A 21,153-nucleotide genomic window follows, 5' to 3' on the forward strand; every position below is an offset into this window, starting at 1 on the left:
AGTTTATGAGTTAAAAAGTAGCTGTTAAACCTACGTTTATGATTCTTGACTGTGGGTAATACTGTCCAGTAGCATTAGATGATTCTGGATCGTATACTTTCAATTTGTCAAACGTCAATAAGTTCAAACCATTCGTGTAAACACGGCAGTTTTTCAAACCTATTTTAGCTAAAGCAGAAGCTGGAATGTTGTATCCAATTTCTAAGTTTTTCAAACGAATGTAGTCAGTACTACGTAACCAATAGGTATTGTTATTTGAATAGTATTGGTCACTACGGTTAGCGATACGTGGATGCTCGCTGCTTGGATTTTCAACTGTCCAACGATTTTTGTAAATATCCAAAAGGAAGTTACCAATGTTTCCAGATTCACCAGCACTTACATATTGTTGTGCACCGGCTGCTCCTTGGAACAAAATCGTCAAATCAAATCCTTTGTACTGAGCACCTAAGTTAAATCCACCTTGGAATAAAGGCAATTGAGTGAAGTCATTACGTACTTGATCATCTGGAGTGATTTTTCCATCACCGTTGTAATCCTTGTATTTCATGTCACCCGGACGTAAGGTGTTCACGATAGCTTTGTAGTTGATGGTGTTCGCATCAATTTCCGCTTGATCTTTGAATACTCCATCATACAAGTATGCCTGATAAGTATACATTGGCTTACCTGTAGTTCTTTGCCACTCTGGTGCACCTGGAGCTTCATCCCAGAACAAGATTTTGTTCTTAGCATAACCACCATTTAAACCTACATTGAATGTCAAATCACCAATTTGGTCACGGTATCCTAAAGTAAAGTCAAATCCTTGGTTAGAAACCTCTCCAATGTTTTGTGCTGGAAGAGTTAAACCCGTAGACTGTGGTACAGAAGCATTTTTTACCCAAAGGATATCAGTTCTTTTGTTGTAGAAATAATCTAATTCAAAAGTCAATTTATTGTTGAATAAAGCTCCTTCTAAACCGATATCCGAGTTAGTTGCCACTTCCCACTTAATGTTATTATTCGGGATTTTAGTTTCAAACAAGGTCTTCGTTTCTACGTTTCCAATGATGTAAGATCTAAATCCATAAGTAGACAAATACTGGTAGGTAGCGATTTGGTCATTACCCATTTGTCCCCATGATCCTCTTAACTTCAAGTAGTTGATTACTGGCAATTCGTTTTTGATGAAATTCTCTTCAGACATCACCCATCCTGCCATAACACCAGGGAAGAAACCATAACGAGTTTCTGGAGGGAAAATATCAGAACCATCATAACGCCATAAGAATTCAGCTAAGTATTTCTCTTTATAGTTATAAGCCACACGACCGAAATAGTTCAAACGAGCTCTTTCATAAGCACCACCACCATTGTTTTTCTCTAAGTCACCACCGGCGAACATTTGATCCAAAGCAGTCGAGATGAAGAAACGGCGATACGCATTGAAGTTATCACCATTGATAGTTTCACGGTTAGTTCCTGCCAAAACAGTTAATCCATGATCATCGAATTTTCTTTCATATGTTAAAATACCACCCAATAATACGTTTAATTGAGATTCATTACCTAAAGTTAAACGAGGTTCAGCTGGTCCACGCTTACTAGCTACTAAGACTGGAGTAACTCCATCAGCTTCGAAGCCAGTTCCTTTTTCATATAATGTCCAAGGTGTCTCCCAACGTTTGGTATCTCTGAAACGCTTATCGATTGCTGCAGTTCCAGTAAATTTCAAACCTTTGATGTATGGGATTTTGATATCCAATTGACCATTGGTTTGGAAATAACTTTGCTTGTCGCGGTCATAACCCGTTTGGTTTGTTGTAATAACCACTGGGTTTTCTCCATTCTCAATATCTGGACCCGGACGACCATCTGGCCAGAATGCTGGCTGGTTTGGTTTTCCACGCATTTGCATACGGAAAATAGCACTCGCTGGTTTTGTAGGAAAGCGACGGTTTTCCTCACGTCCTAAAATACCCACTGATAAGTTGACATTTTCATTGATTTTCGCATCTAAATTCAAACGAATATCATATTGTTGATATCCAGTAGCTGAATTTTTATAGAATGCGTCTTGGTTTTGGTATCCCAAAGAAGCCAAGTATTTGATGTTCTCACTACCACCACTCATTTGTACATTGTGACGAGATTGTGGCGACCAGTTCTTTAAAGTAGCACCATACCAATCTGTGTTCGGGTGTAACCATGGATCTGATCCATCGTTGTACAACTTGATATCGTTAGGTGAATATGGAGCCTTACGTCCATTGTAAACGCCAGTTTCTTTGTATGCTTTAGTTGCATCTGCCCACTGGCTTACAGGCAATTGGTAAATATCCAAGTCATTTAACATGCCGGCATATTGCGCTGCATTCGCTAAAGCTGGAACAACAGTTGGCTGTGAAAAGCCTTGGTTAAACGAGTAAGATAATTCTGGTTTTCCAGATTTACCTTTTTTCGTTGTGATCAAAATAACACCGTTCGCTGCACGAGCACCATAGATGGCGGCAGAGGCGTCTTTCAATACGGAAACTGACTCAATGTCAGCTGGGTTAATACGGTCTAAACCACCCGCTCTGTTTGGGATACCATCAATTACGATTAAGGCATCACTGTTATTCAAGGTGTTAGCACCACGAATACGGATAGATGAACCATCATAACCAGGCTCACCACTACGGTTAACTGCAACCACACCGGCCATTCTACCAGCCAATGAGTTACTTAAGTTAACACTCGGTGACTTCTGTAGTTCATTTCCTTTAACAGAAACCACAGAGCCCGAAACGGTTGCTTTTTTCTGAACACCGTAACCTACTACCACTACTTCGGATAGACTTTTGGCATCAGGTTTTAAGCTAACATTAATGACACTCTGGTTTCCTACAGTTACTTCCTTAGGTTCGTAACTCACAAAAGAAAAGAGTAATTTACTTTGAGCGTTGGTAACGTTAATGGAATACTTACCATCAACATTGGTCGTAGTTCCTTTACTTGTTTCTTTGAGGATGATGTTGACACCGATGAGCGGTTCGCCTTTTTCATCAGTAACCGTACCAGTTACTGTAGACACTTTGCCTTGACCCATGGAAATCCATGACATCGACAACAAAAATGCCAAAAGCAAAACCGCATTACTGCTAATAAATTTTGTTTTCATACAAACGATGGTTAAATGGTTAATCGACACAATAGGTTTATTGGTCGACGTAATAATTCATGAAATATAAGCCAACTTTTTTGAAAATTTACTCCTTTGAAAAAATCGAAAAACACATATTTATCTAAAGGAAAGCTTTATTTGGCGGTAATTTATTAGAAAAATGCAATAAATAGTATCATTAGTGATGTAATCTACATTCCGATGTGTACTCCTAACTTAGCTTTTTTCAGCTACTTACGTGACTTTTGAACGCAGGTGTATATATGTTTAGATTTTTTCCTACTTCAAATTTTTCAAGAAATAGGTCAATTCTATTTTTTAATTTTTTTTAAGAATTTGGTGTAAAGTTTTTTTACATCTTGTTACGAAAAGTCTAAATTCCCCTAAATACCTCCTAATTTAACTCAAAACCACAATTGCAATCCTTCCTTCATTTTGATTTTTCTTCATGGATTAACCAAGATTTTGGGATCGTCTTCTTGTTACATTCAAGCTATTCTCAGCCCGGGATATTCACCCATGAACATCCAATTTACATTTAGCCATCGATTATCTTATTGATTTTGAATTAGATGCATTTTATTATTTAAAATAATTCTAAATAATACCATTTCTTATTTGGAATTACTCTAAATAAGAAATAGCTTTGTTTATTATTTATAATTAGTCTACATAAAATTAATACATAAAACATGCCTAAAAATAACTTAAAACTGCATTTTATCTGGCTTTTTGCCTCCTTACTTGGATTTTCTTCCTGTGAAAATAGTTCAGATGTTGTCCCAAATCTTCGATCTAAAGTAGATTATAGTCTTTTAACTCCTTCCACTCCCTACAAGCAATATTTCATCGATGCAAAAGGTGATACAACTGTTGATTTAAAATCAGGAAATACGCGATATAAGATGTTTGCTGCACTCAACTATTATTTGGGTGCCGCAGTCCGGGATAACAAGGCTTTGGATGCCAATTTAATGAAAGCAATGTATGCCAATAGTGCCAATTCATTTACCGATATAGCTAGCTTAAAGATTGTTGGAACAGATTTAAACACATCTGGTTTGGCGTTAAGAAATAGCACAGCTTCTTCTAAATCCACTTCAGAAGCAGAATTAGCCCGTACTCGTTTGGATGCTTTGTTTGTTGAAATGGCCACAGTGAGTAATTCTTTCGCTACTACTGCCTCCAAAGGAGTAGCTGGTAAACTAGGAACCTATTTAGTAGATTCTAAAGGGATTGAGACCGCTCAAATTATCCAAAAATCATTGATTGGAGCTTTGCAACTAGATTATATTGGTAACGTGTTGCTTACTACAGGTTTAACCGCAGACAATTATACCCTTGTTTCGGGTAAAAAATACACAGCTTTAGAGCATAATTGGGATGAGGCTTATGGTTTATTGACCTTAAATCCCATCTATTTAGCAGGTTCTACAGATGCCGTTCGTGGTACATCAGAATCATTTTTAGGTTCATACATCTGGGAATACAATAAGGCTAGTTATGCTAATTTTCATTCAGCTTTTTTGAAAGGTCGGGCTGCCATTGTTAATAATGATTTGACTGAATTGAAAAAGCAAGCTGCTTTCATTCGAACTGAATCTGAAAAAGCCATTGCTTCTGCCGCTGTGGGATATTTAGCCAAATGGAAGACAGGTACCACCGATGCAGCTCGTGCACATGCTATTGGTGAAGGTTTGGGTTTTATTTATTCTTTACGCTATTGTACTTCATATAATGTAGATGCCAAATTTTCAGATGATATTCTAACAGCCTTAATCAGTTCGCCTAATGGATTTTGGGATCTAACCAATGATAAAATTAACGCAGCTTCTGCTGCAATCAGTACCAAGTTTAAATTATAACTCAACACCAAGGCCGTGGATGGATTATATCCGTGGCCTTAATTCACATGCTTTGCCACATGAAAAAGTATTTATTAATAGTATTGACAGGTTTTATTTGGGCTTGTGGAAGTAATGGGACAGGTACGGAAGCCCCTACTCCGCAAGAAGATGGAAAAGACAGGAAGGCCATTTTAAGCCATCTGGCAGATCATATCATCATTCCTGCTTATGCTAATTTCAAAGTGAAATTGGATGCCATGCAGGCCAAATCTGATCAATTTGTCAATCAGCCTACGATGAATAACTTAACAGCCTTTCGTTCAGCTTGGACCGAAGCCTATATCGAATGGCAAAAAGTGGAATTATTTGATTTTGGGCCAGCAGAAAAGCAAACCATTCGCAATTTTTATAATATTTATCCAGCTAGTGAAAACGGGATTTTGGCTAATATAGCTGATCCTTCTGCTAATTTAGAAGTTCCTGCCTCCTATGCACAACAGGGCTTTCCAGCTTTGGATTTTTTAATCAATGGCGTAGCAAAAACCGATGAGGAAATTGTCGCATACTACTCCAGCTCAGCGGAAGGAGCCAAAAGACTAGCCTACATCAAACGATTAACAGGACGAATGGCATCCTTATTGGATAAAGTAATTACGGAATGGAATACTAGCTATCGTGAAACTTACATAAGTAAAACAGGTTTGGATATTTCCTCTTCTACTTCATTAATGATCAATGGATTTGTACTGCATTATGAGCGTTTTATCCGCTCGGGTAAATTTGGTATTCCTTCAGGCGCTATGTTAAATGGAGTCATTGCACCTGAGAAAGTAGAAGCTTTCTACAAAAAAGATATTTCCTTGATTCTTGTCAAAACTGCCCACCAAGCTTATGTTGATTTTTTTAACGGTAAAGCTGTAAAATCGACTTTGGAAGGTCCATCCATTAAATCCTATTTAGATGCTTTGAAAGCGAAAGACAGTGCTACTGGTAAAAGTTTAAGTGAAATTATCAATGCTCAGTTAGAAGCCACTAAAGTAAAATTGGACGTATTAAGACCCAATTTATACGAAGAAGTTAAAAGCAATAATCAAGCCATGGTGACAGTGTACAATGAAATGCAAAAAACAGTACGCTTGTTGAAAGTAGACATGACTTCGGCTATGAGCATTACCATTACATACACGGATAATGATGGGGATTAATCAATACCTAAAAAAGACTACTTCGGTTGCTCCATTGGCAGTATTCCGAATTTGTTTTGGGTTAATGTTATTGGGGAGTATGATCCGCTTTTGGAGCAAAGGCTGGATAGAAACGTTGTACATCAAACCAACTTATTTTTTTACTTTTTATGGTTTTGAATGGGTTAAACCTTGGGGTGAATACACCTATATTCTATTTTTTATTTGTGCTTTGAGTGCGTTCATGGTGGCTATTGGGCTGTTTTATCGAATAGCTACCATTAGTTTATTTTTTAGTTTCTCATATATTGAACTTATCGATAAGAGTACCTATCTCAACCATTATTATTTCATAAGTTTACTTTGTTTGATCTTGGTTTTTCTGCCCGCTCAGGTCTATTTTTCTGTAGATACATATCGCAAAAAACATATCCGGGCTCAATTCATTCCTCAGTGGAATATAGATGCCATTAAATTGATGATGGCCATTTTATATTTTTATGCTGGATTGGCCAAAGTAAATAGTGATTGGCTTTGGCATGCACAGCCATTGAGTATTTGGCTTCCAGCTAGAAATGACATGCCGATTATTGGTTTTTTATTCAATTTTACCTGGATTCCCTATCTTTTTTCTTGGTTTGGCTGCTTGTATGACTTGAGTATCCCTTTTCTACTTTGGAATAAAAAAACAAGAGTTTGGGCTTATGCTGCGGTGATAGTATTTCATGTGCTGACTGCTCTATTGTTTCCTATTGGAATGTTTCCTCACATTATGATGGTGGCAGCATTGATCTTTTTTTCTGCAGAATTTCATCAAAAAATTATTGATCGATTGAAGGCATTTCTCCAATTACCTAAGGAGAACCAAGCGATTCAATCTACTTATACATCATCTCCATTTCTACCTTGGGGCTTTGCCTTATTTTTTGGGTTCCAAATTTTATTTCCTTTTCGCTATTTGGCTTATCCTGGTGAATTGTTCTGGACGGAGGAAGGATACCGTTTTTCTTGGCGAGTGATGCTGATGGAAAAGGCAGGCTATGCACAGTTTACAGTAAAAGGTGCACCAGGCCAGCATGCTGTGGTAAATAATAATCTGCATCTAAGCACTTTGCAAGAAAAAATGATGAGTACTCAACCTGACATGATCTTACAATATGCTCATTATTTAGCCGGATTCTATGCCAAACAGGGTTTCCGTTCTCCTCAAGTGTATGTGGATTCTTATGTGGCACTGAATGGCCGATTAGGTAAACCCTTGATAAATCCCAAAACTGACTTAGCCCAAGAGCATGATTCTTTTTCTCATAAAACATGGATATTACCCTTCAATGATACGATCAAAGGTTTTTAATACAATAGTATTTTGTTTAGTTGGATTTGGGCTGATGGCTCAATACCGAATTTCAGGTAGAATATTAGCACGTAAAACAGGTCTTCCCATAGCTGGATCTCAGGTGTTTCTCAATCAAGGAAGTCCCATGACTCAGACGAATGAAAAAGGAGAATTTCAATTAAAAAATATCGGTAAAGGGTCCTACATACTTCGTACTTTGGTTCCAAATTTTCAGTCCATTCAACAAGCAGTCCTCATTCAGAATAAGGACATTTCTATGGATATATTATTGGATTCTTTGAATGTGACCTTGAATGAGGTGGTTGTCACTCAAAAACAAACGGATTTTGGATTTACTCGGATGCGTGCGGTTGAAAGTATGGGTATTTATGAGGGTAAAAAGACAGAGGTAATTTTGCCTGATCAACTGGTCGCCAATTTAGCTACAAATAATGCTCGACAAGTTTTTTCTCGTGTGGCCGGATTAAATATATGGGAAAATGATGGAGCAGGTTTGCAATTAAGCATTGGAGGAAGGGGATTAGATCCCAATCGGACCTCTAATTTTAATGTGCGACAAAATGGCTATGACATAAGTGCCGATGCCTTGGGATACCCAGAAAGCTATTATACCCCACCGATTGAAGCAGTGGGGAGGATTCAAATTGTTCGTGGGGCAGCCTCATTGCAATATGGGACCCAGTTTGGCGGCTTGATTAATTTTGTGATGAAGAAACCGGTTTTGGATAAAAAAATAGAGTTAGTAGCCAGGCAAAGTGTAGGTTCTTTCGGTTTTTACAATGCATTTACGAGTGTTAGTGGCACACAAAATAAGTTGTCGTACTATACTTTTTTTCAATACAAAAGAGCGGATGGCTGGCGAGCCAATTCCGATTTTGAAAGCTACAATTTTTATGCGGATGTCGACTATCGATTTTCTGATAAAACCAGTGTAGGGATTGATATTACGCACATGAATTATTTAGCGCATCAGCCGGGAGGATTAACAGATGCGATGTTTGCCGAGAATCCTCGTCAAACGAATCGAGAAAGAAATTGGTTTAAAGTAAATTGGAATTTATGGGCTTTACATGTTGATCATAAATTCAACGCCCAAAATGAAGTGAATCTCCGCTTGTTTGGACTTTCGGCCTACCGTAAATCGATTGGTTTTAGACCCAATCGAGTGGCAAGTGTAGATGATAATTCAGAAAGAGATTTAATCACCGGTGATTTTTCTAATTGGGGGGCGGAGGCTAGGTATTTAAAACGCTATTTTGTGGGTGAAAAATTGTTTGTCTTTTTAGCTGGATCCCGCTATTACCATGGCTTTAATCACAGTATTCAAGGATTGGGTAGTCGGGGCAAATCCGCTGATTTTGATTTCATCAACACGAAAGAAGGCATAGCCAATGATTATCGTTTTCCTAACAATAATACGTCCTTATTTTTCGAAAATATTTTTTATTTAAGTGATAAATTCTCCATTACTCCGGGTTTGCGATGGGAGTATATCCATACTCGTGCAGATGGATTTTATGGGAATATTCAATTTGATTTAGCAGGAAATATCATTTCAGCCACTAGAACAAATGAATCTCGCACGAATGAGCGATCCTTTGTTTTGGGAGGAATAGGTTTTAGTTATAAGCCTAGTTCTCATTTAGAATGGTATAGTAATGTTTCTCAAAACTATCGATCAATCACCTTTAGTGATATGCGGATTGCGAACCCTTCATCGGTTATTGATCCAGATATGAAAGATGAAAAAGGTTATTCGGTGGATTTGGGTCTAAGAACTTATGAAACAACCATCTACAATTTTGATATCAGTGCTTTTTATTTGAACTATAATAATAGGATTGGTGAAGTGCAATTTTATGATGCAAATAACCGCGTTTTAAGGAGGAGAAGTAATATTGGGCAGGCAGTAATTATGGGAATAGAATCCTATGGAGAAGTTGATCTGCTGCGCTGGGCATTGCCTGAAGAGCAGGAATCAAGTGCTGTTATTTTTGCCAATTTAGCCTTTATAAAATCGGAATATAAGGCCAGTCAAATTGCTGGAATTGTTGGGAAGCAGGTGGAGTTTGTACCTAATCTCAATTTGAAGACAGGCTTGAGGATTGGAAATAAAAAATGGAAGGCATCTTTTCAATACACGTATTTATCCGATCAGTATACAGAGGCCACAAATGCTAGAGATGGAGGAGTTTCAGCTGTAGTGGGTTTAATACCAGCCTACCACATCATGGATGCGGGTGTATCTTATCAATTTAGGCGGTTTAAGTTAGAAGCCAATATCAACAATTTGGCTAATTCTATGTATTTCACTCGTCGGGCTACTGGTTACCCAGGTCCTGGTATTTTGCCATCTGATGGTAGAAGTTTTTACCTAACCATTCAAGCGAAATTCTAACGTTGTCAAGGTTTCAAACCTTGACAACGTTGGGAAAACGTTTTTTGTTTCCACGTTATTTCATCTTTCAATTCGATTATCTATTACTTGATTTATCATTAGAAAACTTCTGTTTTAAGGATAATTTTTACCAACAAACTGATAAAATCGACCATCAAGAAAGAAGGGGAGATAATGGCATGGTTTAAATCAAATTGAACTTGATACTTTTACAAAAAATAAAACCTGCTATGAGATTTTTCCTAATTTTTGTAACAGCATGCTGCATGGGAATTTCATGTAAAAATGCCTCCGAAAATATCACGCCAACTTCGACGGCAGCTGTACCTGAAGTATATTCCAAAATTTATGGGGCCACATCCATTACCAATGATGGAACTTATATTACCATTAAAACTACGGGTGTCCCCGATCATAAAAGTGCTTATTTCGCCAGCACAAACGCATTGTATGAAGCTTTCACAGGGAAAACATTTGGCGGCAATAATTTTGCTAAAAATCCCAATTCAATCTCTGCACAATCATTTACTTTTAAAATACCTGTAAATCCACAAGTGGATGCCGCCCACAAGGCAACACCCCTCGGCCCGATTGGCGTAGCGTTGAATGGAGTTCCTTTATTTAATCAATATGCAGGGCCGAGCCAGCCTTTGACAAACGAAGTGAATGGTTTTGATCAATATTGGGGTCACCCACAGCAAACAGGATCTTACCATTACCATGTTGAGCCCTTGTATTTAACCATGGTCAAAGCAAATAAATCTGCATTGCTAGGGTTTTTATTAGATGGATTTCCAGTATATGGACCTGAAGAAGGTGGCCAAGTGGTACAAAATTCGTCTTTAGATGCCTATCATGGTCATTCACACAGTACCACGGAATACCCTAATGGGATTTATCACTATCATATCACCAGTACTGATCCTTATATCAATGGAAGTGGATTTTACGGAAGTGCGGGGACTGTTTCTCAGTAGTATCTTAGCAACATTTCTTTTAAACTGTCAACCTAAAGAAGAAATTCGTGTCAATGCCTCCCAAGTGAAAGCCGCATGGGTAGCAGGAAGGATGACTGTGTCTACTAAGGTGTTTTCAGGGGAATTATTCCAAATTTTTCCTCAATCAATTGATACAGCCAGCATAGAACATTATGTAAATGGTCTTGAAGATGGGATTTGGAGAAAGTATTATCCCTCTGGTCAGTTATATGAAATTAGAGCCTATGATCATGGTAAGAAAACAGGTACCTATGAGGCTTATTGGGAGAATGGCAAAAGAATGCGGGTTTTTGAATTCGAAAATGATGAATACCAAGGACTATGCAGAGAATGGAATGAGGGAGGTCAATTAATCAAAGAAATGCATTATGAAAAAGGACATGAGCAAGGAGCTCAAAAAATGTTTTACGATAATGGGAAAATTAGATCCAATTACTTGGTTTTGGAAGGCCGACGTTATGGGCTTTTGGGCACAAAAAACTGTCGAAATATTTCTGAGAAAGTCTTTAGTAATTAGTCTTTTTGCTTCTCTTACAGCTTGTCAAAGTGAGGATAAGGTTTCCAGCATTCCTTATTATAATAGTCCAGATTTCAGTCCTCAATTTTTAGACAAAGTAGAAGCAAAAGGCAGAATCAAACATCATATTGATCATTTTTATCTAAAAGATCATCATGGGAAGACATTCTCACAAGATCATGTCAAAGGTAAAATTCATTTGGCTCAATTTATTTTTACTCGCTGTGGAAATATATGTCCCGAGATGATTTCCCAAATGAAGATTGTTGCCAAAAAATTCAGCTCGAATCCTCAAGTAGAAATGTTATCTTATTCAGTTACACCTTGGATAGATGATGTGCCTACTTTAAAGAAATTTGCTGAGGAAAAGAAAATAGACGCACCTAATTGGCATTTATTAACTGGCTCAAAGTCAGTAATTTACAATTTGGCTCGAAAGTCTTATTTTGCAGAGGAAGAGCTAGGATATACCAAAGATAGTACCGAATTCCTTCACACAGAACATATGATTTTGGTGGATCGAGAGGGAAGAATTCGGGGAATTTATAATGGGACACTGCCATTAGAAGCAGAACAGTGTGTTAAGGATATGGAAAAGTTATTGTCCGAAAATTAAAAATCGTTTGATTTAGAGGAGTAAAGCAATCGTTTATTTGTCAATTTTTATTTCCTTTGGACAAATAAACCTATTTACATGATCGGCCAAGAATTTAGGAATGCCCTGCGCATGGGTAATCCTCTCTATGGAACACTGCTTACCTCCACTTCTCCTAAAAGTTTCGATGTCGTATTGAGCTTGCACCTAGACTTTGTCTTTTTATGTGCAGAGCATGTGTCTTATAATCCCGAAACCTTGAGTTGGATGTGTCGTGCTTTTAAAGCAGCAGATATTAATCCCGTAGTTCGAATTTTAGAGCCTAGTCCTTATTTGGCAACTCAAGCTTTAGATGCTGGAGCTGGAGCCATCCTCGTACCTTATGTAGAGGATGTAGAGGAAGTTTTGGCCTTAGTTGGAGCTGTTAAATACCGTCCTTTAAAGGGTAAAAAATTAGCAAGGATACTGCATGGAGAAGAAAAACCCACAGAGGAGTTATCTCAATATCTACAAAAACACAACCGCAACAATTCCTTATTGCTCAATATTGAAAGTGAATCTGCTGTAAAAAATTTAGCCAATTTAGCTCAAATTTTGAGTTTAGATGGCCCTGGTGTGGATGGTTTTGTCATTGGTCCTCATGATTTATCAACGTCATATAATATGCCTGAAGATTATCGTTCAGCTGATTTCATGAATTTGACAATTGCCCTAATTCAACAAGCGAAAAGTTTGGGTGTTGCGGTAGGTGGGCATACAGGATATCGCGGTAGCTTAGATTTGCAAAAAGATTGGGTCAAAGCCGGGGCAAATATTATTTTACACTGCTCGGATATGCTTTTGTTTGCCGATAAATTACAGTCAGATTTGAATGAACTTCGAAAAATTCAGGGAGCAGAGCAGATTACTCAAATGAATTCAGAAAGTATTTAATAATTCCCAATTTCAATTAAAATCTAAACCTCATACCTTAAAAACATGAAAATCATCCATTTTCGAATTCTTTTCTTTGCCCTAATTTTGACCTTACATCATGGCTTATTGGCTCAAATGATTGATTTTTCAAAAGCGAGTATCATTGCATCTTCTCAAATTGCATCTCCATTTAGAGAAAAAATGATGACTGTCTTGCAAGAAGAAATTGCCCTGAAGACTAGTCTGAAACTAAGTAATAATCCAAACGAAAAATCGGCATTATTCATCTTGGCTATCCATGGTAGCGGAAATGTTAGTTCATATTCATTACCCACTTTGAGCCAAGACGCACAAGCTTCTATTCAAAAGGAAGGGTTCCGTATCATACACCAAAACATAGCTGGTAAAGACGTGCTTTGGTTGATTGGGGCTGATCAACGTGGATTATTGTTTGCTATTGGAGAGTTTTTGCGCACAGCAGATTTAAGTAAGCAAAAAATTCTATTTGATAAAAAGTATGAAAAATCAAGTGCTCCAATGTATGCCATTCGTGGCCATCAAATTGGTTACCGAAATACGGCCAATTCATGGGATGCCTGGGACTTTAATCAGTTTGAACGATATTTTAGAGAGTTAGCCTTTTTTGGGACCAATGCCATTGAAAATATACCTTTTCAAGATGGGGCAGCTAGTCCCCATATGAAAATCAATCGGGAAGAGATGCATATCAAAATGAGTCAGATGTGTCAAGCCTATGATTTGGATTACTGGGTTTGGACCCCAGCGGATGTTGACTTAGCCGATCCCAAAAAATTCCAGGAAGAACTTAAAGCCCATGTGGATTTTTACAAAAATTGCCCTCGATTGGATGGAGTCTTTTTCCCTGGAGGTGATCCGGGCGAGAACCACCCTAAATACGTTTTACCCTTCCTTAAAGCAGTGGCTGCCGAATTGAAAAAATATCATCCGAAGGCAGGCGTATGGCTTTCTTTACAAGGTTTTAATGATGAAGAAGTAAATTATTTCTATGATTATTTAGCTCAAAATAAACCGGATTGGTTTACGGGGATTGTAACAGGGCCTAGCAGTCCTGATCTGGCAGCCACCCGTTTTCGATTGGATAAAAAATACTTGCATCGCCATTATCCCGATTTAACCCATACTGTGCGTTGTCAATATCCTACGGAGAATTGGGATCAGGCCTTTGCCTTGACAGAAGGTAGAGAAGTGACTAATCCACAACCTGCCTATTATGCTAAAATACATAATCGATATGCCCCTTTTACTGATGGGTTTTTATCATATTCAGATGGGGTTCATGATGATGTCAACAAAGTGATATGGAGTCAGATGGCTTGGAATACGGAAAAAGAAGTGCGTCAGGTGATGGTGGAATATGCTCGATACTTCTTTGGGAATTCGGTAGCTGAAGCAGCTGCGGATGGTATTTTGGCATTAGAAAGAAACTGGGTAGGTGCTATTGAAGAAAATGGAGGGATAGAAACCACCTTTGCTTTTTGGCAAAATTTAGAAAAGTCGCACCCTGAATTAAAGGCTAATTGGCGATGGCAACAATTAGTAATGCGTGCCTATTATGATACCTTCATTAAAAGAAGAAAATTATATGAACAAGGTTTGGAGAAAGAAGCGAATGCGGTATTAAATCAAGCAGCCAAATTAGGTGCTGAAAATGCAATGACCTTAGCCTTGGAAAAGGTTAATCAAGCAGATCAAAAGCCTGCTGCTCCCGAGTTAAGGCAAAAGGTTGTGGATTATTGTGAAGCATTATTTCAAACTATAGGTTTACAAACAAGTGTTTCCAAATACAAGGCTAGTGGAGCTGAACGAGGAGCTATTTTGGATTTTATTGATTATCCATTGAATAACCGTTGGTGGCTACAGGATGAATTTGAAAAAATTCGTAAAATGCCCAATGAAAATGCAAAATTGGAACGTTTACAGATCATCGCCACATGGGAGAATCCGGGTAAAGGCAGTTATTATGATAATATTTCAGATCAGTTAAAAGGCCCTCGAGTGAAAACGAGAACTGAGGATGCAACGGATGTGGCTTGGTGGGATAATGGTCTAAGCAGAAGGCGCTTGTCGACCCAATTATTTCAAAATTTTCCTCAATTGGAATATGCTGATTTAGATCCTCAAGCTTCCTATACCATTCGTATTTCTGGGCAAGGTGATGCGCTACTGCGTGTTGATGGGGAAAGAGTTCGCCCTGTCATGTACAACAAAGGGGTAGAGGAGTTCAAAGAATTTCAGTTGAATCCAAAATTTATCAGTGATGGTAAAATATCCATTTCCTTTGATGAACCAGAGGAATCACATTTAAATTGGCGTCAACATTCCAAGGTATTTGATATCTGGTTATTGAAGAAGTAATCAGATAAAAAGACCCTCCAAAAGAGGGTCTTTTTCTTGTAATATGGAGTACACAATTTAAATAAATACTTGAAATTGTAAGGTGAGGCTGTTTAGTCGATCCCCTGCACGTATATCCCCTTGGTTGACTTGATAGTTCGGTCGGTTTTGGAAATCTAGGCTCAACTTTGACTTATGTCCTTGGATGAAATAATTCAAACCTGCATTGAATGTAGTGGTCGAATTATTTCCTAAACGGTCATATTGGGCAAATGTGGCTGAAACATAAGGCATAAATCGATTGGATAATTCTGCATGGCTGGAAGGAAGTAAGTATCCAATTTGGGTATATACTACGGATCCAGTACCGAACATAGGATAACTATTTCCATAGACTGGGCCTTGTCCAGCTATGGAATTGGAAGCGTTTAAGCTAGTTCCAGTGGCGGGGTTCATAGAACCGTTATAGCGTAAATAATTCGTTCCGTAATTGGTATTGAAGTAGCCCAAATAAGCGGATAAGGCTGCATGATTTTGTAATGGAATGTCTACAAAACTTTCTACTGCAAAATGCTTCATATCTTGATAAAGAGTGTCTCCTTGAGCTGATTTTTGCCACATGGCATTGGGTTGATAAGCACCTCCAATGGCTAAATTCACTATTTTTTTGGCACCTAAATGGGTGCCTGTCATATAAGGTGTCGTATGGTTTTCGTGCTCAAAGAATTGATATATCAAATAACCCTGTTGCTGTAAAGAATGCCCTTTTTGAGAAAAATTGGCATAGTTAGAACTAATAGCTGGAGGTGTTTGTCCATTGGAAGTAATGGGAAATGGATCACTTAGAATATATCGATAATCCCAATGGCCGATTTGTCCACGAGCGTAAATGCTTAGTTTTCTGGAAAACTGATCTATTTGATCTACTGTAGTTTGGGCAAACACAGGTACGTCCATGGTCATAATAGTACCAATACTGGGTTGAGAAAAGCGAGATATGCCAGAAATGATACTTAAGCCCCCTCCAATTTTCAATTGGTTGCCTGAGGATACTAGGTATTCGCCTATGGCATCATGGAAAAAAGGAGCAATTTTTCGATTGCCTGTTGCATTGTATTGTGCATTGAAATTATTCTGTCCAAATTGAAAATACATGAAGGTACGGTCGGTTATTTGTCCGTACAATTGCATTCTAGTTCTCCTCAATCCAATGTCAAAGGATTGTGTTCGAGGACTTCCATTTATACTTGTACCTGGGTTGTTTTCATTGAACCTAAACCAAGCTTGATTTAAAAAAGTAACTTGAAAAAACCTTGAACCTGATTCATTGAGCTTAAGTTTAAGTGCTTCTGTATCAGGTGTTTTTTGTGCTAATGTGCTAAAGCAGGCAAGCAAGCTTACCCATAAAATGATGTTTTTTTTCATGGCGGAAAGTTTGGTTAGAACGGATTTATTCCATTCAAATAGATAAGAAAATAAAAACGCGAGTGTTTTTTGAATGATAGATGTTAGTCTATATTCGATAATTACCATGCTGCTTGAATATAGCAATGAAATGAGATTTGATAATCGCAAAATTGTTGGAAAGCGGGATTCGAACCGGCGTTTCCGAAGCATAATAGGCAAAAACTACAGGTTGATTCGGGAGGGTAGAGGAAACAGAGTCTTGTTCATCATGGATGTCTTCTGAAATTTCTTCTTCCTCAATGGCATTGAGCTGCTGAGATTTACTGGGTAAACTTTGACTAAATTTGGATTTTACAAAGTTATGGTCCGAGTGAGCCAAAGCACTTTTACCTACGAAAGTTAAAACTAACGAAGAAAAAATAATCAGGAAAATTTTCATTTTCTTGTTTGACATGGCCCAAAATTGCATTTGGAATTTGAATAAATCAACTAATATGGCTTTTTTTTAAAATTTCACTTTGTTTTAGCAAATATGATTTTTTACAGATTATTCGTCATTTCGAATGAAAAAACTACCTGAATTCATTTCATGCGCCATTTCTTCAATGGTTTGATGGTCAAATAAATATATGAAATTCTCTCGAATAGGTTTGTATTGATCGTGCATTGGACAAGGATTTTTTTCTGAACAACGATTTAACCCTAAGACGCATTTGTCAAATAGCTCTCCTTCTCCCATAACTTCAACAATTGATTTGACAGATTTTTGTTTGGCAGACTCCGTGATAAAAAAGCCTCCATTGGGTCCTCTTACTGAGCTGATGACTTGATTATTTAGGGTTAATTTTTGTAAGATTTTAGCTGTAAAAAATTGAGGCGATTGGATCGCATCCGCAATTTCAGCTAAGCCAAGCTTTTGTTGTTCCGAACTTTTTTGAGCAATAAAAATCACAGCTCTTAAAGCATATTCCGTTGCTTTTGAAAACATAAATTCTCTTTGAAGGCTCAATTTAGTAAATAATATCCATCAATATAGGTCTTTGAAGAAGCATTTGAAAGTGTGAAAATAAATAAATATATAATAAAGGATAATATTGTCCTTTATTATATATTTGCTTTCAGATTTCACCATTAAACAAATTAACAGATGCCTACGATAAAAGAATTTACCTTGGTAGTGCCTGACCTAGAACCTAGATTAAAGCACTCCACTATTTTTGAACATTTTGATCAATTGGACGAAGGAGAATCATTTTTAATCCAAAATGATCATGATCCTAAACCTTTGTATTATCAGCTTTTAGCTGAAAGAGGGAATCAATTTACGTTTGATTATATCGAAAATGGACCTATCGAATGGTTGATTCGCATTCAAAAAACGCCTAAGCCAGCAGACTTGCTGACATTGGGAGAATTCGTGAATCAAGATTTTCGACTAGCTTCATTTTTCTCTCAAAAAGGTTTAGATTTTTGTTGTGGTGGTAAAAAGACTTTGAAACAAGCCTGTACTGAGAAGTCTTTGGACTATTTGGATATGCTATTTCAAATAGAAGAATTTAAAGCGGCCTCGCGCCAAACAAGTGTGCCCTATCAAGATTGGTCCTTGGACTTTCTAGCGGATTATATTGTTAATACGCATCACACTTATGTTAGAAAACACTTGCCCGATATTCAGTTTTTTGCTGAAAAAGTCCAGCGCGTTCACGGTGATAGGCATCCTGAATTGATTCGAGTATATCAGTTAGTGATGGAGATAGCAGAAGAATTGACGATGCATATGATGAAAGAAGAGCAAGTTTTATTTCCTTTTATTAAAGCCTTAACTCTGGCTAAGAAGACAAATGAAAAGCTCGCGCCTGTTCATTTTGGAACCGTACGTAATCCCATTCATATGATGGAAATGGAACATGAGCAAGTAGGTCACAATTTGGAGAATATTCGTACCCTGACTCAAAATTACCTTCTACCAGAAGATGCTTGTGGAACTTACACAGTTCTTTTTCAAATGTTACAAGCTTTTGAGGAGGATTTACATATTCATATTCATTTGGAAAATAATGTCCTTTTTCCGCAATCATTGGAATTGGAAAAAGAATTAACGAATTGATATGCAGCAAGGTAAGAAGTTTCTGAGTGATTTGAAATTGTATTCAGATTACTACAAATGGTTAGAACCCCAAGGTCGCTATGAGCGCTGGGAAGAGGCATGTGAAAGTATCATGGATGGTCACCGCATAACATACGGGAGCTGTTTAGATGAGTTGGAACCGTATTTGGAATCGGCATTAGAAAGTATGCAGAATCAAACAGTGTTAGCTTCTCAACGAAATCTACAATTTCGTCATGATCAAATTCAGCAACATAATACTCGAATGTATAACTGTACGTCAGGTTATATTGCTAGAAATCGAATTTTTCAGGAGATTTTCTATTTAGGATTGTCAGGATGTGGTTTTGGAGGAGGATTGCTAATTCCCTTTGTCGATAACTTAAGTCGGATACAAAAGCGGATCAAAGGAACCAAGACTTTTGTTATTGAAGATAATATTGAAGGTTGGGCAGATGCCTTAGGGGCTTTGATGTCATCTTATTTTGTTGATAAACAGCCTTTCCCTGAATTTGCGGGATATGAATTGAAATTTGATTATTCTCAAATTCGACCTAAGGGGGCCTATATCAAAGGTGGTTTTAAGGCTCCAGGTTCGGATGGCTTGAAACAGTCTTTGGAAAAAATAGAGGACTTGATAGAGAAATGGATCAGTATAGAAGGGGAGAAAATTCGTCCTATTTTGGCCTTCGATATCATTTGTCATGCTTCCGATGCCGTACTATCAGGTGGGGTTCGTCGGTCCGCCTTGAACATGATTGTTGATCCTAATGATATGGAGATGATTCATGCTAAAACAGGGAATTGGCGACAAGAAAATCCACAAAGAGGTAGGAGCAATAATTCGGTAATTTTGCTGAGAAATCAAGTGCAACAAGAGCAATTTGACTACATCGTGTCGCTTAATGATGGCGCAAATGATATTGGTTTTGTATTTGCCAATAGTTGGTTTGATATGTTTAATCCTTGTTTTGAGATAGTTAAAATCCCCATTCTTTTGCGGACTGATTTTTCTCAAATAGCCTATGAAGAGCTTAGCGATTTTATTGCGCAGCATCAAGATAAATTGGGAATTCAAGGATGTAATTTATGTGAAATCAATGCCGAAAAATGTGAAACGGAGGAGGCATTTTATCGAGCTTGTATGGATGCGTCAATCTTAGGCACCTTGCAAGCGGGCTATACTTCTTTTCCTTATTTGGGTTCCGTTACGGAACAAATTTTTCAGCGAGAGGCTTTGTTGGGAGTGAGTATAACTGGTTGGATGAATAATACATTTTTGTTCAATGCACCTATGTTGCAACGTGGAGCTCAGGTGGTGAAAGATACCAATAAGGTAGTAGCGGATATTATTGGAATAAATCCTGCGGCTAGAACTACTTGTGTCAAACCTTCTGGAAATGCATCGGTGGTTTTAGGTACTGCAAGTGGGATTCATCCTGAGCATGCTGAAAAATACTTTAGAATCATGCAGTTGAATAAGGAAAGTACCACGGCCAATTGGTTAGTAGAAAATATGCCTTTTCTTTTAGAAGAAAGTGTTTGGTCCAATACAAAAAGTGATTTTGTTGTCTTTGTTCCTATTTTGAATTCCAAAGAAGGTCTTTTTAAGAAGGATATGAAAGGAGTGAAGCATCTGGAAATGATTCAATTGGTTCAAGAAAATTGGGTGAATGCAGGAACCAATAGAGAATTATGTGCCTATCCACACATGAATCATAACACGAGTTGCACTGTCATTATGGATAATAAAGAGGAAATTATTGACTATATCTGGCAACATCGTGAAGCCTTTACAGCTGTTAGTTTTATCTCAGATTATGGCGATAAAGATTTTAATCAAGCGCCATTCACTTCTGTGTTGGAATTGGACGAATTGGTGAGTCTATATGGAAAAGGCGCCATATTTGCTTCAGGATTAATTGTTGATGGATTACATTATTTTGACAATAACCTTTGGCAAGCATGTGATCTTTTATTGGACCCTACGATGGTCTTGACAGGTACACGAGAACAAGTGTTGTTAAGAAAGTATTGGTTAAATCGAGCCAATAAATTTGCAAAGAACTATTTTAATGGTGATCTAAAACAAATGATTTATTGCGTCAAAGATGTTCATCTATTTCACAAATGGGAAACCGTAACGAGAGAATTTAGAGAGGTGAATTTTGGAGATATTTTAAATCAACCTCAATATAAAGATATTGGAGAAATGGCTTCAATGGCCTGTAGTGGAGGTTCTTGTGAGATAACTCATATTTAAATAAAAATCAAAAAAGAGGATGTTGATGTCAATATCCTCTT

The 21,153-nt window shown here is 37.6% G+C and carries 15 protein-coding genes; 11 read left to right on the top strand and 4 right to left on the bottom strand.

Annotated features, from left to right (window positions below; all coding sequences use genetic code 11):
- Positions 1-10: 10 nt before the first annotated feature.
- Entirely contained in the window at positions 11-3,145 is a 3,135-nt protein-coding gene (locus G9H60_RS06100) for a SusC/RagA family TonB-linked outer membrane protein (RefSeq protein ID WP_394369774.1), read from the bottom strand.
- Positions 3,146-3,840: 695 nt separating this feature from the next.
- Between G9H60_RS06100 and G9H60_RS06105 the strand changes: the two genes are divergently transcribed.
- The 9 genes from G9H60_RS06105 (at position 3,841) to G9H60_RS06145 (ending at position 15,356) form a co-directional block, all read left to right on the top strand.
- Entirely contained in the window at positions 3,841-5,013 is a 1,173-nt protein-coding gene (locus tag G9H60_RS06105) for a DUF4856 domain-containing protein (protein WP_223143196.1), read from the top strand.
- Positions 5,014-5,072: 59 nt separating this feature from the next.
- Positions 5,073-6,200, top strand: coding sequence for an imelysin family protein (locus tag G9H60_RS06110; RefSeq protein WP_223143197.1), 1,128 nt, complete (start codon positions 5,073-5,075; stop codon positions 6,198-6,200).
- Positions 6,187-7,533, top strand: a complete 1,347-nt coding sequence (locus tag G9H60_RS06115) for an HTTM domain-containing protein (protein WP_223143198.1) — start codon at positions 6,187-6,189, stop codon at positions 7,531-7,533. Before G9H60_RS06110 ends, G9H60_RS06115 begins: the two co-directional genes overlap by 14 nt.
- A 34-nt stretch (positions 7,534-7,567) precedes the next feature.
- Positions 7,568-9,934, top strand: a complete 2,367-nt coding sequence (locus G9H60_RS06120) for a TonB-dependent receptor (RefSeq protein WP_317197222.1) — start codon at positions 7,568-7,570, stop codon at positions 9,932-9,934.
- 266 nt (positions 9,935-10,200) lie between these two features.
- On the top strand, positions 10,201-10,911 hold the full coding sequence (locus tag G9H60_RS06125; RefSeq protein WP_262899964.1) for a YHYH protein: 711 nt from the start codon (positions 10,201-10,203) through the stop codon (positions 10,909-10,911).
- Positions 10,868-11,449 (top strand): toxin-antitoxin system YwqK family antitoxin, encoded by a 582-nt coding sequence (locus G9H60_RS06130; protein ID WP_223143201.1) that lies wholly within the window; start codon positions 10,868-10,870, stop codon positions 11,447-11,449. Before G9H60_RS06125 ends, G9H60_RS06130 begins: the two co-directional genes overlap by 44 nt.
- The gene (locus G9H60_RS06135) at positions 11,346-12,065 is read left to right on the top strand and encodes an SCO family protein (protein ID WP_262899965.1); all 720 of its coding nucleotides are present in this window, start codon (positions 11,346-11,348) and stop codon (positions 12,063-12,065) included. The genes G9H60_RS06130 and G9H60_RS06135 overlap by 104 nt, the downstream gene beginning before the upstream one ends.
- 78 nt (positions 12,066-12,143) lie before the next feature.
- Complete coding sequence (locus tag G9H60_RS06140; RefSeq protein WP_223143202.1) at positions 12,144-12,977, top strand: HpcH/HpaI aldolase family protein; 834 nt, start codon at positions 12,144-12,146, stop codon at positions 12,975-12,977.
- Positions 12,978-13,022: 45 nt separating this feature from the next.
- Positions 13,023-15,356 (top strand): hypothetical protein, encoded by a 2,334-nt coding sequence (locus tag G9H60_RS06145; protein WP_223143203.1) that lies wholly within the window; start codon positions 13,023-13,025, stop codon positions 15,354-15,356.
- 57 nt (positions 15,357-15,413) lie between these two features.
- Here the strand turns inward: G9H60_RS06145 and G9H60_RS06150 are convergent, their stop codons facing one another.
- The 3 genes from G9H60_RS06150 to G9H60_RS06160 form a co-directional block, all read right to left on the bottom strand.
- A complete protein-coding gene (locus G9H60_RS06150) occupies positions 15,414-16,760 on the bottom strand; it encodes a hypothetical protein (protein WP_223143204.1) in 1,347 nt (448 codons plus the stop codon).
- Between the two features lie 88 nt (positions 16,761-16,848).
- Positions 16,849-17,181: a hypothetical protein gene (locus G9H60_RS06155; protein ID WP_223143205.1), complete on the bottom strand. Its 333-nt coding sequence runs from the start codon at positions 17,179-17,181 to the stop codon at positions 16,849-16,851.
- A 108-nt stretch (positions 17,182-17,289) separates the two neighbouring features.
- On the bottom strand, positions 17,290-17,730 hold the full coding sequence (locus G9H60_RS06160; protein WP_223143206.1) for an RrF2 family transcriptional regulator: 441 nt from the start codon (positions 17,728-17,730) through the stop codon (positions 17,290-17,292).
- Positions 17,731-17,889: 159 nt separating this feature from the next.
- On the opposite strand from G9H60_RS06160, the gene ric reads away from it, so the two are divergent.
- On the top strand, positions 17,890-18,849 hold the full coding sequence (ric, locus tag G9H60_RS06165) for an iron-sulfur cluster repair di-iron protein (protein WP_223143207.1): 960 nt from the start codon (positions 17,890-17,892) through the stop codon (positions 18,847-18,849).
- Between the two features lies 1 nt (position 18,850).
- Positions 18,851-21,112 (top strand): glycyl radical enzyme family protein, encoded by a 2,262-nt coding sequence (locus G9H60_RS06170; RefSeq protein ID WP_223143208.1) that lies wholly within the window; start codon positions 18,851-18,853, stop codon positions 21,110-21,112.
- Positions 21,113-21,153: the final 41 nt, after the last annotated feature.

Source organism: Aquirufa aurantiipilula, from assembly GCF_019923745.1.
GTDB classification, from domain to species: Bacteria; Bacteroidota; Bacteroidia; order Cytophagales; family Spirosomataceae; genus Aquirufa; species Aquirufa aurantiipilula.

Bases quoted from the DNA above. Each gene is read 5' to 3' on its own strand.
- G9H60_RS06100 (WP_394369774.1), bottom strand. From the start codon at position 3,145: ATGAAAACAAAATTTATTAGCAGTAATGCGGTTTTGCTTTTGGCATTT.
- G9H60_RS06105 (WP_223143196.1), top strand. From the start codon at position 3,841: ATGCCTAAAAATAACTTAAAACTGCATTTTATCTGGCTTTTTGCCTCC.
- G9H60_RS06110 (WP_223143197.1), top strand. From the start codon at position 5,073: ATGAAAAAGTATTTATTAATAGTATTGACAGGTTTTATTTGGGCTTGT.
- G9H60_RS06115 (WP_223143198.1), top strand. From the start codon at position 6,187: ATGATGGGGATTAATCAATACCTAAAAAAGACTACTTCGGTTGCTCCA.
- G9H60_RS06120 (WP_317197222.1), top strand. From the start codon at position 7,568: ATGGCTCAATACCGAATTTCAGGTAGAATATTAGCACGTAAAACAGGT.
- G9H60_RS06125 (WP_262899964.1), top strand. From the start codon at position 10,201: ATGGGAATTTCATGTAAAAATGCCTCCGAAAATATCACGCCAACTTCG.
- G9H60_RS06130 (WP_223143201.1), top strand. From the start codon at position 10,868: ATGGAAGTGGATTTTACGGAAGTGCGGGGACTGTTTCTCAGTAGTATC.
- G9H60_RS06135 (WP_262899965.1), top strand. From the start codon at position 11,346: ATGGGAAAATTAGATCCAATTACTTGGTTTTGGAAGGCCGACGTTATG.
- G9H60_RS06140 (WP_223143202.1), top strand. From the start codon at position 12,144: ATGATCGGCCAAGAATTTAGGAATGCCCTGCGCATGGGTAATCCTCTC.
- G9H60_RS06145 (WP_223143203.1), top strand. From the start codon at position 13,023: ATGAAAATCATCCATTTTCGAATTCTTTTCTTTGCCCTAATTTTGACC.
- G9H60_RS06150 (WP_223143204.1), bottom strand. From the start codon at position 16,760: ATGAAAAAAAACATCATTTTATGGGTAAGCTTGCTTGCCTGCTTTAGC.
- G9H60_RS06155 (WP_223143205.1), bottom strand. From the start codon at position 17,181: ATGAAAATTTTCCTGATTATTTTTTCTTCGTTAGTTTTAACTTTCGTA.
- G9H60_RS06160 (WP_223143206.1), bottom strand. From the start codon at position 17,730: ATGTTTTCAAAAGCAACGGAATATGCTTTAAGAGCTGTGATTTTTATT.
- ric (WP_223143207.1), top strand. From the start codon at position 17,890: ATGCCTACGATAAAAGAATTTACCTTGGTAGTGCCTGACCTAGAACCT.
- G9H60_RS06170 (WP_223143208.1), top strand. From the start codon at position 18,851: ATGCAGCAAGGTAAGAAGTTTCTGAGTGATTTGAAATTGTATTCAGAT.